We start from the raw sequence: 13,110 nt of genomic DNA, 5'->3' as shown, positions 1-13,110 counted from the left end.
GGCATGGCGGCGCTGCCGCTGGCCCCACCCGCCCCTCCCCCGCCGGCCCCGCCACCGCCCGCCTTCGAACCGGCGGCGCTGTCGAACGCCGAACTGCGCGCGCTGATCCAGGCGCTGCCCGACCAACGGCTCGCCCATCTGCTGATCGAGGCGGCGCGGGAGCTGAAACGCCGCGCCATGCCCGACCGCGGAGAGGACGAGTCCGACAGTGACGATTCGCCGCAGGGTCCGAACCCGGTACTGTTGCGGGCGGTGCAACAAGTGGTCGGTGAATTGTCGGGCGATGAGTTTTAAGGCCAAGTCCGTGGTACGGACCGTCCCCAGTCCAATAAAGATTCCGAGACAAGTCCTACGTGACTATGTCATGATCCGTTTCAGCCCGTTCTGATTTTGTCGCAGCGCACAATATTGCAGCAGCGAAACACCGCCGGGCACGCCGAACCCACACGCGACGCCTCCCGGAGGGAGCTTTGGACTGGATCAATTGGTTGCAGGAATGGGGGAACGCCTTCTACCCTCTGGCGTTCTTCTGGGCCTTTTTTGAAGGTGAGACGTTCGTAATCTTCGGCGGCATGGGCGCCAAGCTTGGAATCGTCAACATCTATTGGCTGGTCGGCGCGGTCTGGGTCGGCAGCTTCCTCGGCGATCAGGTCTGGTTCTGGCTGGGGCGGCGCTGGGGCGGCAAGGCGCTGTCCCGCTTCCCCTCGGCGGAGGTTCACGCCGCCCGGGTGCTGAGCTGGCTGGAAAAATACGGCGTCGTCTTCATCCTGGTGTTCCGCTTCCTCTACGGCGTGCGCAACATCGCCTCGGTCGCCATCGGCACCTCGCGGATGCCGTGGTCGCGCTTCCTGTTCTGGAACTTCATCGCCGCCGGGATCTGGGCGTGCAGCTTCGCCGGCGCCGGCTATCTGTTCGGCGAGGCCGCAGCCGCCATCGGCGAGGACGGCCCGAAGATCCTGCTGCTGTCCGGTCTGGCGATCGGCGGCCTGTGGATCGCCATCAAAAGCTTCCGCTGGGTCCGCCGCCGTGCCCTCGCCGGTGCGAGCGCCGACTGACGCGCTCCACCGCACCCAAGCCTTCCGAACTCCTGAAACGAAAAGGCCCTCTCCAACCGGAGAGGGCCTTTCGCGTTGGACGCTGTGGTCCGGCTTACAGCTCGGCGGACATGTAGCCGGGCAGCCAGCCTTCGTTGGCGTCGCGCAGGCGCTTCAGCGAGACGATGTCGCCGCCGCGGCCCGACAAGGCGGTGCCGCGGGTTTCGCCCAGCACCGCGACCGGCACGCCGGCGGCCTTGGCCTTCTCCTGCACCGTCGCCGCGACGCCCGAACGGACGGCCAGGACATAGCGGCCCTGGTCTTCACCGAACAGCACGCGCGGGGACGCCCCGTCGAACGCCGTCAGATAGGCGCCGACACCGCCGGCCAGCGCCATCTCGGCGATGGTGACGATCAGGCCACCGTCGGCGACGTCGTGGCTCGACACCACCAGACCCTCATGGATCAGGCCGCGGACGAAGTCGCCGTTGCGACGCTCCACCGCCAGATCGACCGGCGGGGGGGCACCCTCTTCCCGGCCCAGGATCTCGCGCAGGAACAGCGACTGGCCGAGATGGCCCTTCCCCTCGCCGACCACCAGGATGACGTCGCCTTCGCCGCGGAAGGCAATGCCGACCGCGGTCATTGCGTCCGGCATGATGCCGACGCCGCCGATGGCAGGGGTCGGCAGGATCGCTTCGCCGTTGGTCTCGTTGTAGAGCGAGACGTTGCCCGACACGACCGGGAAGTCCAGCGCCTTGCACGCCTCGCCGATGCCCTGAACGGCGCCGACGAACTGGCCCATGATCCGCGGCTTCTCGGGGTTGCCGAAGTTCATGTTGTCGGTGATGGCGAGCGGCAGGGCGCCCACCGCCGACAGGTTGCGCCACGCCTCGGCCACGGCCTGCTTGCCGCCCTCGACCGGGTCGGCGAGGCAATAGCGCGGGGTGCAGTCGGTGGTGATCGCCACCGCCTTCTTCTGGCCCGGCACGCGCACGACCGCCGCGTCGGCCTGACCCGACATGAAGCGGGTGTCGCCGCCGACGAGGCTGTCATACTGCTCCCAGATCCAGCGCTTGGAGGCGAGGTCGGGGCAGGCGAACAGCTTGGTCAGGGTGTCGCCCAGCGACTCGGCGTAGCCGGCGAACACCTCGTCGCCCACCTCGGCCAGGGCCGGGGTCGGCTCCCACGGGCGGTTGTACTCCGGCGCGGCGTTGGACACCGGGGCGATCGGCATGTCGCACCAGGTCTCGCCATACATCTTGATGACGAGGTTGCCGGTGTCGGTCAGGTGGCCGATGACGGCGAAGTCCAGCTCCCACTTGTCGAAGATGGCCTTCGCCACCTCCTCGCGGCCGGGCTTCAGGATGATCAGCATGCGCTCCTGGCTTTCGGAGAGCATGATCTCATAGGGCGTCATCGCCTGTTCGCGCATCGGCAGGGTGTCGAGCGTCAGCTCGATCCCCAACCCGCCCTTGCCGGCCATCTCGACCGACGAGGAGGTCAGGCCGGCGGCGCCCATGTCCTGGATGGCGACGATGGCGTCCGTCTCCATCAGCTCCAGGCAGGCCTCGATCAGCAGCTTTTCGGTGAAGGGGTCGCCGACCTGCACGGTCGGGCGCTTCTCCTCCGAGTCCTCGGTGAACTCGGCCGACGCCATGGTGGCGCCGTGGATGCCGTCGCGGCCGGTCTTCGACCCGACATAGACGACCGGGTTGCCGATGCCGGCGGCGGCCGAATAGAAGATGCGGTCGGTCTTGGCGACGCCCACGGTCATGGCGTTGACCAGGATGTTGCCGTTGTAGGCCGGGTGGAAGTTGGTCTCGCCGCCGACGGTCGGCACGCCGACGCAGTTGCCGTAGCCGCCGATGCCGGCGACCACGCCCGACACCAGATGGCGGGTCTTGGGATGGTCCGGCGAGCCGAAGCGCAGCGCGTTCATGTTGGCGATGGGCCGGGCGCCCATGGTGAACACGTCGCGCAGGATGCCGCCGACGCCCGTCGCCGCGCCCTGGTAGGGCTCGATGTAGGACGGGTGGTTGTGGCTCTCCATCTTGAAGATGACGGCGTCGCCGTCGCCGATGTCGACCACGCCGGCGTTCTCGCCGGGGCCGCAGATGACCTGCGGGCCGGTGGTCGGCAGCGTCTTCAGCCAGACCTTCGACGACTTGTAGGAGCAATGCTCCGACCACATCACCGAGATGATGCCCAGCTCGGTGAAGGTCGGGGTGCGGCCCAGGATGTCCAGCGCGTTCTGGTATTCCTCGGCGGACAGGCCGAACTCCTTGGCGAGTTCGGCGCTGACGGCGCGCTCTTGCGCCTTTGTAGCTTGCGCGCTCACGACAGGGCCTCCACCAGACCATCGAACATCGGCTTGCCGTCGGTGTTGCCGTGCAGGCCCTCCACCGCGTCTTCCGGGTGCGGCATCAGGCCCAGCACGGTGCGCTTGGCGTTGAAGATGCCGGCGATGTCGGACACCGAGCCGTTCGGGTTGCCGCGCGGGTCGGACCGCGCGTCGTCGGCGACGTAGCGGAAGGCCACCTGGCCCTCGCCGTCCAGGCGCTTCACCGTCTCGGCGTCGGTCCAGTAGTTGCCGTCGCCGTGGGCGACCGGGTAGCGGACGATCTGCCCCTTGGCGTATTTCGCCGTGAAGGGGCTGTCGGTGTTCTCCACCCGCAGATGCTGGACGCGGCAGACGAACTTCAGGGCACCGTTGCGCATCAGGGCGCCGGGCAGCAGGCCGGCTTCCGTGATGATCTGGAAGCCGTTGCAGACGCCGAGCACCCGCACGCCCTGATCGGCCCGCGCCTTCACCTCGCGCATGATCGGCGAGTGCGCCGCCATGGCGCCGGAGCGCAGGTAATCGCCATAGGAAAAGCCGCCCGGCACGACGATCAGATCGACCTTGGGCAGTTCGGTGTCGCGGTGCCAGACCAGATACGGCTTGGTTCCGCTGGCGGCCTCCAGCGCGGCGACGGCGTCGCGTTCGCGGTTGGAGCCGGGGAAAACGACGATGGCGGCCTTCATGGGGCGGTCAAAATCCGGCGTCGTGGAGGGAGTTGTTCGAGGCCGGACACTAAAGCCGCCGCCCCGGCAAAGCAAGCGGCGGCCAAGGGACGGCGGATGTGTCGCCAGCGCATTACATCCCCGGCGCGTCCTCTTCCGGGTAGGCGGTGATGTGGTGCAACGACAGGTCGGCGCCCTTGTACTCCTGCTCGGGGTCGAGGCGGATGCCGATGGTCACCCGCAGCAGGCCGTAGACCGCCAGGCCGGAGGCGAGGCCAAAGGCCGCACCGCCCAGCGTGCCGACGATCTGGCTGACGATCGACACGCCGCCCAGGCCGCCCAGCGCCTCCTGCCCGAAGACACCGGCCAGCAGGCCGCCGGTCAGGCCGCACAGGCCGTGCAGCGGCCAGACGCCCAGCACGTCGTCGATCTTCCAGTCGATCTGGCACTTGTTGAAGGCCCAGACGAACAGCAGCCCGGCGACGCCGCCGGTGATCAGCGCGCCCAGCGGGTGCATGACGTCCGACCCGGCGCAGACCGCCACCAGCCCGGCCAGCGCGCCGTTGTGGACGAAGCCGGGGTCGGTGCGGCTGATGACCAGCGAGGTGACGATGCCGCCGACCATCGCCATCAGCGAATTGATCGCGACCAGACCCGACACGCCGTCCAGCGACTGGGCGCTCATCACGTTGAAGCCGAACCAGCCGACGCACAGGATCCAGGCACCCAGCGCCAGGAACGGGATGTTCGACGGCGGGATGGCGACCAGCGAGCCGTTGGCCCGATAGCGGCCGCGGCGGTTGCCCAGGTTCAGCACCGCGCCCAGCGCCACCCAGCCGCCGAAGGCGTGGACGACGACCGACCCGGCGAAATCGTGGAAGGGCTGGCCGAAGCTCGCCGCCATCCAGGCCTGCAGGCCGAAGCGGGTGCCCCACACCGTGCCTTCCAGCAGCGGGTAGAACAGCGCGATCAGCGCCAGGGTGGCGGCGCCCTGCGGCCAGAACTTGGCGCGCTCGGCGATGCCGCCGGACACGATGGCCGGCACCGCGGCGGCGAAGGTCGCCAGGAAGAAGAACTTGACCAGATCATAGCCGTAGGCCGCGAAGCCGCCGCTTCCCTTGCCGACCAGCGTGTGGGCGTCGGTGAAGAAATCGACGCCGTAGGCCACGCTGTAGCCGACGAAGAAGTAGGCGATGGTCGACATCGCGAAGTCCGACAGGATCTTCACCAGCGCGTTGACCTGATTCTTGCGCCGGACCGTCCCGACCTCCAGCAGCGCGAAGCCGCCGTGCATCGCCAGCACCATCACCGCGCCCATCAGCACGAAAAGGACGTCGCCACCCGTCTTTGCCGCATCCATTTGCACAAACCTTCAGCATATCGCCCAAAAAAGCGGCGAATTGCTAACAGATCAGGCAGATTTGCGCAAGGGCCAAGCTGACGTTTGGGCGGGCAGAGTGGCGGAAATGCAGCACAAAAAGCGGGCGAACCCGCTGTGGGTTGCCCGCTGTCTGCGCAAGAACGATGCCAAGTGATGAAGGGGTGGGCGGGGAACCTGCCCCGCCCGGCGCCGGCTACATTCCGGCGATGGTCATGCCGTCGATGCGCACGGTCGGCGCGTCCATGCCGAAGCGCAGTTCCAGGTCGTCGGCGGCCTCCATGTTCAGGAACATGTCCTTGAGGTTGCCGGCGATGGTGATCTCGTTGACCGGATAGGTGATCTGGCCATTCTCGATCCAGAAACCGCCGGCGCCGCGGCTGTAGTCGCCGGTGACGCCGTTGACGCCCATGCCCATCAGGTCGGTGACGTAGAAGCCGTCCTGGATCTCCGCCAGCATGTCGGCGCGGCTGCGCTTGCCCGCCGCCATGTAGACGTTGGCCGGCGCCGGGCCCGGCGGGCCGGAGGTGCCGCGCGCGGCGTGGCCGGTGGTCTGCAGGCCAAGCTGTCGGGCCGAGCGCAGGTCGAGCAGCCAGGTGGTCAGCACGCCGTCCTCGATCAGGGTGCGACGCGACACCTCGACGCCCTCCGCGTCGAAGGGGCGGGAGCGCAGGCCACGCTTCACATGCGGGTCGTCGACGATGGTGATCGACGGCGCGAAGATGCGCTGCCCCATCTTGTCCTTCAGGAAGCTGGTGCCGCGGGCGATGCTGGGGCCGCTGATGGCGCCGGTCAGGTGGCCGAGCAGCCCGCGCGACACCCGCGGGTCGAACAGCACCGGCACCTTGCAGCTCTTGACCCGGCGCGGGTTCAGGCGGCGCACCGCGCGCTCGCCGGCCTCGCGCCCGATCTCCGCGGCGTCGCGCAGGTCGGCGCCGTAGACCTTGCTGTCATAGTCGTAATCGCGCTCCATCCCGGTGCCGGTGCCGACGATGACGGAGGCCGACAGCGACTGGCGCGACACGCCGTAGCTGCCGGCGAAGCCGTTCGACGCGGCAATCGCGATGGTGGAGCGGCTCCAGCCGGCGTCGGCGCCTTCGGAGTTGGTGACGCCGGGGACCGCCAGCGCCGCCTCTTCCGCCCGGCGGGCGCGCTCGATCAGCACGTCGGCGGTGGGTTCCTCCTCGTCGCAGATGTCGAGGTCGGGCCAGTTGCGGGCAAGCTGCTCCGGGTCGGCGATGCCGGCAAAGCCGTCCTCCGGCACGACGCGGGCCATGGCGACCGCGCGTTCGACCAGCTCGGCCAGCGCCTTCGGGCTGCGGTCGGTCGACGAGACGATCGCCTGCCGCTTGCCGACGAACACCCGGAGGCCGAGATCGCCCGACTCCGACCGTTCCAGCTTCTCGGGGTTGCCCAGCCGCTGGCTCAAGGAGACGGAGGCGCTGTCGAACAGCACGGCGTCGGCGGCGTCGGCCCCGGCGGTGCGCGCCTTGGCGATCAGGTCGTCCAGCAGGTTCAGAACGCCGGATGGATCCTTCTGGTGCTGGTCGTTCGGCGAAACGGTCATCAGGCTCTCCGGTTGGTCTTCCTTCTGTCTAGCAAATGGGGCGCCCGCGCGGAACGGGGAAGAGGCAATCCACCCCACGGGCACGGGCGACGGTCGGTCGGCCCGCTCTCAGCCGGTTGCTCACGGGCGGCTGCTCACGGGCGGATCGCGGGGATGTGAAGCGCCGGCGGGACGACGTGCGTGTAGCCTGACGCCATGACACCACGCATTCTCCCGATCCTGGCCGCCGCCCTGCTTGCCCTGCCGGTGATCGCCCGGCCGGCCGGGGTTTCCGCGGCCACCGCCGCCGGCGCCCCGGTGCTGGTCGAACTGTTCACCTCGCAGGGCTGCTCGTCCTGCCCGCCCGCCGACGCCTTCCTGAAGGAGCTGTCCGGCCGCGACGACGTGATCGCCCTGTCCTTCCATGTCGATTACTGGGACCGGCTGGGCTGGCGCGATCCCTACGCCTCGGGCTGGAACACCCGCCGCCAGCGCGACTACCGCGACGCCTTCGCCCTGCCCTACGTCTACACACCGCAGATGGTGGTCGACGGCCGCGACCAGGCGGTCGGGTCGGACCGCTCCGCCGTCACCGCCCTGATCGACCGGCACCGGCGCGACGGCGGAGCGGTGCCGGTCACCCTGGACGCGCGCGGTGACGGATCGGCCCGGCTGGTCGTCGCGGCGAGCCCCGGCCTGTCCGGCCGCTTGACCCTGTTCGGCTACGACCGCGAGCACCGCACCGATGTAGGGGCCGGCGAGAATTCCGGCCGCCGGCTGCTGAACACCAACGTCGTGGCGGTGGTCGAGGATTGGGGTCCCTGGTCCGGCGAGGCGCTGGACGTCACCCGCCCCCTGCCGGACCCGCGGGACGGCCGTGGATACGCACTGGTGCTGACCGCAACCGGCGGCACGCCCCGGACACGCGTGTTGGGAGCGGCCCGCTTGGGGGCCGCTCCCTAGACAGTCTCTGGACGGTGTGGATGGGGTCAGCCGCGCTGGGCCAGCGCCGCGTTGCCCGAACCGTTCAGCGCCGGGACCTTCAGGGCGAAGGCACCGTCACCCAGCAGCGACTGCACGACCAGCAGCACGGTCCAGAACACCGGGAATTCCCAACCGCCGTTGGCCGACGAGAAGACCCAGCCGTTGCCGACATGCTGCAGCGTGGCACCGATCATGATCGGCAGCAGGGCCAGGGCGATCCAGCGGGTGTAGACACCGGCGACCAGCAGCAGGCCGCCGCCGATCTCGCCCAGGATGACGAGGTAGGCGAAGGCGGCGGGATAGCCGATGCTCTGGAAGTAACCGGCGGTGCCGGCGAGGCCGAAGGTCATCACCTTCAGGACCAGGCCGTGGGCCAGGAACAGCAGGCCCAGGCCGACGCGCAGCAGGAAGGCGGCGTAGGGGGCGGTGCGGGTGTCGATGCCGGTGGCGACGTCGGTGTTGGTCATGATCGGTGTCTCCTCGTCAGGTTCGGCCCGGCTGGGCGGTTCGTCTGAGAAGGAGATTAGCCGGTTCACCTGCCGCGATAATCCGCGGAGTAGGCGATAGTTTGTTGTGTGGAGAGGGACAGTGTGGCGAGTTGCCCCCTCCCCAGAGGGAGAGGGGATAAGATTACCAGCTTACCCCCGCTTCCAGCTCGTGCCCTGCGGGCCGTCCTCCAGGACGATGCCCTGGTCGGCCAGCTCCTTGCGGATGCGGTCGGCCTCGGCGAAGTTCTTCGCGGCGCGGGCGGCCTTGCGGTCGGCGATCAGCTGATCGACCGCCGCGTCGGTCAGACCGTCCACGGCCCCGCCCTGCGGCGCCCAGCGGAACCACGCCTCCGGGTCCTGCTGCAACAGGCCGAGCTGGCGGCCGGAGGCCAGCAGCGCGCCCTTGGCCGCCGCCTTCTCCGGTTCGCTCTTCGCCTTGTTCACCGCGGTGGCCAGTTCGTGCAGGTGGGCGATGGCGAGCGGACTGTTGAGGTCGTCCTCCAGCGCGGCCAGCACGTCGAACGGCAGGTCGGAGTCGATCGGCGCCGGGTCGCCGCGCAGCGCCTGGTACCAGCGGTCGAGCGCACCCTTGGCCTGCCGGATGCCGTCGCGGGTGAAGTCCAGCGGCTGGCGGTAATGCGCGCTCAGCAGGGTCAGGCGGATCGCCTCGCCGGGGAACTCGTCCAGCAGGTCGTGGACGGTGAAGAAGTTGCCGAGCGACTTCGACATCTTCTCGCCCTCGACGGTCACGAAGCCGTTGTGGACCCAGGTGCGGGCGAGCAGGTCGGTGCCGTGGGCGCAGCGGCTCTGCGCGATCTCGTTCTCGTGGTGCGGGAAGATCAGGTCCAGCCCGCCGCCATGGATGTCGAAGGTGACGCCGAGATGCTCCTTGGCCATGGCGGAGCATTCGATGTGCCAGCCGGGCCGGCCGCGGCCCCACGGGCTGTCCCAGCCGGGCTGGTCGGGACTGCTCGGCTTCCACAGCACGAAGTCGGCGGCGTCGCGCTTGTAGGGCGCCACCTCGACCCGCGCGCCGGCGATCATGTCCTCCAGCGAGCGGCGGGAGAGCTGGCCGTAGCTCGGCATCGACGGCACCGAGAACAGCACATGCCCCTCGGCCGCGTAGGCGTTGCCGCGCTCGATCAGCGTGGCGATCAGCGCGATCATGTGGCCGATATGCTGGGTTGCCCGCGGTTCGATGGTCGGGCGCAGCGCGTTCAGCGCGTCCATGTCGGCGTGGAACAGGTCGGTGGTGCGCGCGGTCAGCGCCTCGATCGGCTCGCCGCTGTCACGGGCGCGGTCGATGATCTTGTCGTCGACGTCGGTGATGTTGCGGACATAGGTGACCGACGGGTAGAGCCGGGTCAGCAGCCGGAACAGCAGGTCGAACACCACCACCGGCCGGGCGTTGCCGATGTGGGCCGTGTCGTAGACGGTCGGGCCGCAGACATACATGCCGACATGGTCCGGGCGAAGCGGCTCGAAGCGCTCCTTGCGGCGGGTCAGCGTGTTGTAGAGGTCCAACGGCACGGTCCGAACTCCTGGGCTTGACAGTGGGTTACGCGGTTTCGCCGCCGAGGCGCCTGACGGCGCGCGCGCGCCCGATCAGGGGTAGCAGGTTCTTCAACTCCGGTCCATGGTCGCGCCCGGTCAGCGCCCGGCGCAGAGGGAGGAACAGCTCCTTGCCCTTGCGGCCGGTGGCCCCCTTCACCGCATTGGTCCAGGCGCCCCAGGTGCCGAGATCCCACGGCTCGTCCGGCAGCAGCGCCGCCGCCTGCGCCAGGAAACCGGCATCCTCGACCAGCGGCGTCACCGGGGCGTGGGTCACCGCCCACCAGTCGCGGGCGTCCTCCAGCCGGGTCAGGTTGGCGCGCACCGCCTCCCAGAACACCGCGTCGGCGCCGCTCAGCCCCAGCGCGGCCAGCCGGTCGGCCACCCGCTCGAACGGGGTCAGGTGCAGGATGCGGGCGTTCAGCCGCGCCAGCTCCTCCGGATCGAACTTCGGCGTGCCGCGGGCGATCTTGGACAGGTCGAACTCGGCCACTAGCTCGTCCAGCGTCAGCCGCGCCTCGATCGGGTCGGAGGTGCCGAGCTTGGCGAGCAGGCTGTTGACCGCCATCGGCTCGATGCCGTCCTCGTCACGCAGGCTGCCGACCGACAGGCTGCCCAGCCGCTTCGACAGCCCCTGCCCGCCGGCGTCGGTCAGCAGCGGCAGATGGGCGAAGGCCGGCACCGCGGCGCCCAGGGCTTCGAAGATCTGAATCTGCACCGCGGTGTTGGCGACATGGTCCTCGCCGCGGATGATGTGGGTGATGGCGAAGTCGGCGTCGTCGACCACGCTGGTCAGGGTGTAGAGCGGCCGGCCATCCTCGCGGATCAGCACCGGGTCGCTCAGCGCCGTGCCCTCGAAATGCACCGGTCCGCGGACGAGATCGGTCCATTCCACCGGGGTGGGGTTCAGCTTGAACCGCCAATGGGCCTTGCGCCCCTCCCCCTCCAGCCGGGCGCGGTCGGCGTCGGTCAGGCGCAGGGCGGCGCGGTCGTAGATCGGCGGGCGGCCCTGCGACACCAGGCTGGCGCGCTTGAGGCTCAGCTCCTCCGGCGTCTCGTAGCAGGGGTAGAGCCGGCCGGCGGCCTTCAGCCCCGATGCCGCCTCGTCATAGCGCGGGTAGCGGTCGCTTTCGCGGGCGAAACGATCCCAGGTCAGGCCGAGCCAGGTCAGGTCCTGCGCGATGCCGTCGGCGAAGTCCTGGGTCGAACGCTCCTCGTCGGTGTCGTCCAGCCGGAACAGGAAGCTGCCGCCGGTCTTGCGCGCGAACAGCCAGTTGACGAGCGCCAAGCGCACGTTGCCGACATGGATGCGGCCGGTCGGGCTGGGGGCGAAGCGGACAGCGGTGGGCATGGCGGTGGACATCGGAACGGCGGGCTCGCTTGCGAAGAACGGAAAACGCGCCTTGTCCTAGCACGCCGGGCCGCCAGCCGGAAGCCGCGCGGCGTTTCACCCCCCGTCCGGCCGGTCACCGAGCGCCGCGCGCAGCGACCGGACCTGCCGGTTCAGCGCGTCGATTTGCGCCCGATCCATCCCGGACCGTTCGACCAGCGTCTCGCCCAGGCAACCGCTCTCGTCGAGCAGGGCGCGACCGGCGTCCGTCAGCCAGACCTGGACCTGCCGTTCATCGATCCGGCTGCGCCGCCGTTCGACCAGCGCCGCCTGCTCCAACCGCTTCACCGGCGGCGTGACCGTGCTCGACTCCAGCGCCAGCCGCTCGGCGATCGCGCCGATGGTCGCCCCGTCCTCCTCCCCCAGCACGCTGAGGATGAGGTATTGCGGGTAGGTGATGCCCATGGCGTCCAGCATCGGCTTGTAGGTGCGGGTGATCGCCATGCTGGTCATGTAGAGCGCGAAGCAGAGCTGGTCGTCCAACGGGACGCGCGGCGGGCGGGACATGGGGGCGTTCCTCCTCACGGTGTCGGCCCGATACTCTTACCACGAAAATGGATATCGCGATAAAGATTTGTCTGGACAACCGGGTTCGTGGCCTGTAGGAATTTGTTTATCGCGATATCTAATATCGCACAATCGTTCCAGGGAGATCGACATGAACCCGTTGAACAGCGGCGCCTCGCGGCGCGGCCTGCTGACCGCCGGCCTCGGCCTCTCCGCCACGGCGGCGGCCCTGCCCCTCGCCCACTCCGCGCAAGCGGCCCAATCCACGCCGGCGAAGACGTCGGGGGCCAAGGGCGCCGGCAGCGGCACGGTGACGACCAAGGACGGCACGCAGATCTTCTACAAGGACTGGGGCGCCGGTCAGCCGATCGTCTTCCATCACGGCTGGCCGCTGTCGGCCGACGACTGGGACGCCCAGATGCTGTATTTCCTGTCGCAGGGTTTCCGGGTCATCGCCCATGACCGGCGCGGCCACGGCCGTTCGACCCAGACCGCCACCGGCAACGACATGGACACCTACGCCGACGACGTCGCAGCCCTGGTCGCCCATCTCGGCCTGAAGAACGCCGTCCACATCGGTCATTCGACCGGCGGCGGCGAGGTCGCCCGCTACGTCGCCAAGCATGGTGGAAACGGCCGCGTGGCCAAGGCCGTGCTGATCGGGGCGGTGCCGCCGATCATGCTGAAGACCGCCGCCAACCCCGGCGGCCTGCCGCTGGAGGTGTTCGACGGCTTCCGCGCCGCGCTGGCCGCCAACCGCGCCCAGTTCTTCCGCGACATCCCGTCCGGCCCCTTCTACGGCTTCAACCGCGATGGCGCCAAGGTCTCGCAAGGCTTGATCGACAATTGGTGGCGCCAGGGCATGATGGGCGGGGCCAAGGCCCATTACGACTGCATCAAGGCCTTCTCGGAAACCGACTTCACCGAGGATCTGAAGACGATCGACGTGCCGGTGCTGCTGATGCACGGCGACGACGACCAGATCGTGCCGATCGCCGATTCCGCCCGGCTCGCCATCACGCTGCTCCGGAAGGGCACGCTGAAGGTCTACAAGGGCTTCCCGCACGGCATGGCCTCCACCCACGCCGATGTCATCAACCCGGACCTGCTGGCCTTCATCAAGAGCTGATGCCGTTTCCGCAAAGCTCCGGTCCGCGGCCGGGGCTTTGCGAAGCCTCATCCAGGCTGCGGCCGTACGAACCGTAGGCGGAACCACCGGTCCTGCG

General features: G+C 69.1%; 11 protein-coding genes and 1 pseudogene. 4 read left to right on the top strand and 8 right to left on the bottom strand.

Annotated elements, in window-relative coordinates; all coding sequences use genetic code 11:
• Both TSO352_RS33605 and TSO352_RS21400 read left to right on the top strand, forming a co-directional pair.
• Window positions 1-294 (top strand): annotated as a pseudogene (locus tag TSO352_RS33605) (hypothetical protein); the annotation flags it as partial.
• Between the two features lie 176 nt (window positions 295-470).
• Window positions 471-1,055 (top strand): DedA family protein, encoded by a 585-nt coding sequence (locus TSO352_RS21400; RefSeq protein ID WP_247872295.1) that lies wholly within the window; start codon window positions 471-473, stop codon window positions 1,053-1,055.
• A 94-nt stretch (window positions 1,056-1,149) separates the two neighbouring features.
• Here the strand turns inward: TSO352_RS21400 and purL are convergent, their stop codons facing one another.
• The 4 genes from purL to TSO352_RS21380 form a co-directional block, all read right to left on the bottom strand.
• A complete protein-coding gene (purL, locus tag TSO352_RS21395) occupies window positions 1,150-3,375 on the bottom strand; it encodes a phosphoribosylformylglycinamidine synthase subunit PurL (protein ID WP_109109249.1) in 2,226 nt (741 codons plus the stop codon).
• Complete coding sequence (purQ, locus tag TSO352_RS21390) at window positions 3,372-4,061, bottom strand: phosphoribosylformylglycinamidine synthase subunit PurQ (protein ID WP_109109248.1); 690 nt, start codon at window positions 4,059-4,061, stop codon at window positions 3,372-3,374. The genes purL and purQ overlap by 4 nt, the downstream gene beginning before the upstream one ends.
• Window positions 4,062-4,173: 112 nt before the next feature.
• Complete coding sequence (locus tag TSO352_RS21385; RefSeq protein ID WP_109109247.1) at window positions 4,174-5,400, bottom strand: ammonium transporter; 1,227 nt, start codon at window positions 5,398-5,400, stop codon at window positions 4,174-4,176.
• Window positions 5,401-5,614: 214 nt separating this feature from the next.
• Window positions 5,615-6,985 (bottom strand): metallopeptidase TldD-related protein, encoded by a 1,371-nt coding sequence (locus TSO352_RS21380; RefSeq protein ID WP_109109246.1) that lies wholly within the window; start codon window positions 6,983-6,985, stop codon window positions 5,615-5,617.
• A gap of 195 nt (window positions 6,986-7,180) precedes the next feature.
• Between TSO352_RS21380 and TSO352_RS21375 the strand changes: the two genes are divergently transcribed.
• Window positions 7,181-7,927 (top strand): DUF1223 domain-containing protein, encoded by a 747-nt coding sequence (locus tag TSO352_RS21375; RefSeq protein WP_109109245.1) that lies wholly within the window; start codon window positions 7,181-7,183, stop codon window positions 7,925-7,927.
• Window positions 7,928-7,953: 26 nt separating this feature from the next.
• On the opposite strand, the gene TSO352_RS21370 is transcribed toward TSO352_RS21375, so the two are convergent.
• The 4 genes from TSO352_RS21370 to TSO352_RS21355 all read right to left on the bottom strand — a co-directional run bounded on the left by TSO352_RS21370 (window position 7,954) and on the right by TSO352_RS21355 (window position 11,884).
• Window positions 7,954-8,415 (bottom strand): DoxX family protein, encoded by a 462-nt coding sequence (locus tag TSO352_RS21370; protein ID WP_109109244.1) that lies wholly within the window; start codon window positions 8,413-8,415, stop codon window positions 7,954-7,956.
• Between the two features lie 171 nt (window positions 8,416-8,586).
• Entirely contained in the window at window positions 8,587-9,966 is a 1,380-nt protein-coding gene (gene cysS / locus TSO352_RS21365) for a cysteine--tRNA ligase (protein ID WP_109109243.1), read from the bottom strand.
• Window positions 9,967-9,994: 28 nt separating this feature from the next.
• Entirely contained in the window at window positions 9,995-11,338 is a 1,344-nt protein-coding gene (gene gltX, locus TSO352_RS21360; RefSeq protein ID WP_109110782.1) for a glutamate--tRNA ligase, read from the bottom strand.
• 96 nt (window positions 11,339-11,434) lie between these two features.
• Entirely contained in the window at window positions 11,435-11,884 is a 450-nt protein-coding gene (locus TSO352_RS21355) for a MarR family transcriptional regulator (RefSeq protein ID WP_109109242.1), read from the bottom strand.
• A 151-nt stretch (window positions 11,885-12,035) separates the two neighbouring features.
• On the opposite strand from TSO352_RS21355, the gene TSO352_RS21350 reads away from it, so the two are divergent.
• On the top strand, window positions 12,036-13,013 hold the full coding sequence (locus TSO352_RS21350) for an alpha/beta hydrolase (RefSeq protein ID WP_109109241.1): 978 nt from the start codon (window positions 12,036-12,038) through the stop codon (window positions 13,011-13,013).
• The last annotated feature ends 97 nt before the right edge of the window (window positions 13,014-13,110 follow it).

This window comes from Azospirillum sp. TSO35-2 (assembly GCF_003116095.1).
Taxonomy (GTDB): Bacteria; Pseudomonadota; Alphaproteobacteria; order Azospirillales; family Azospirillaceae; genus Azospirillum.
The sequence above is the reverse complement of the archived record's forward strand: the minus strand, read 5'-3'. Positions and strand labels throughout refer to the sequence as shown.

What these genes read in the sequence shown, in the direction of transcription:
- TSO352_RS21370 (WP_109109244.1), bottom strand. Translation starts at nt 8,415, where the DNA reads ATGACCAACACCGACGTCGCCACCGGCATCGACACCCGCACCGCCCCC.
- TSO352_RS21355 (WP_109109242.1), bottom strand. Translation starts at nt 11,884, where the DNA reads ATGTCCCGCCCGCCGCGCGTCCCGTTGGACGACCAGCTCTGCTTCGCG.
- gltX (WP_109110782.1), bottom strand. Translation starts at nt 11,338, where the DNA reads ATGCCCACCGCTGTCCGCTTCGCCCCCAGCCCGACCGGCCGCATCCAT.
- purQ (WP_109109248.1), bottom strand. Translation starts at nt 4,061, where the DNA reads ATGAAGGCCGCCATCGTCGTTTTCCCCGGCTCCAACCGCGAACGCGAC.
- TSO352_RS21380 (WP_109109246.1), bottom strand. Translation starts at nt 6,985, where the DNA reads ATGACCGTTTCGCCGAACGACCAGCACCAGAAGGATCCATCCGGCGTT.
- TSO352_RS21385 (WP_109109247.1), bottom strand. Translation starts at nt 5,400, where the DNA reads ATGGATGCGGCAAAGACGGGTGGCGACGTCCTTTTCGTGCTGATGGGC.
- TSO352_RS21375 (WP_109109245.1), top strand. Translation starts at nt 7,181, where the DNA reads ATGACACCACGCATTCTCCCGATCCTGGCCGCCGCCCTGCTTGCCCTG.
- TSO352_RS21350 (WP_109109241.1), top strand. Translation starts at nt 12,036, where the DNA reads ATGAACCCGTTGAACAGCGGCGCCTCGCGGCGCGGCCTGCTGACCGCC.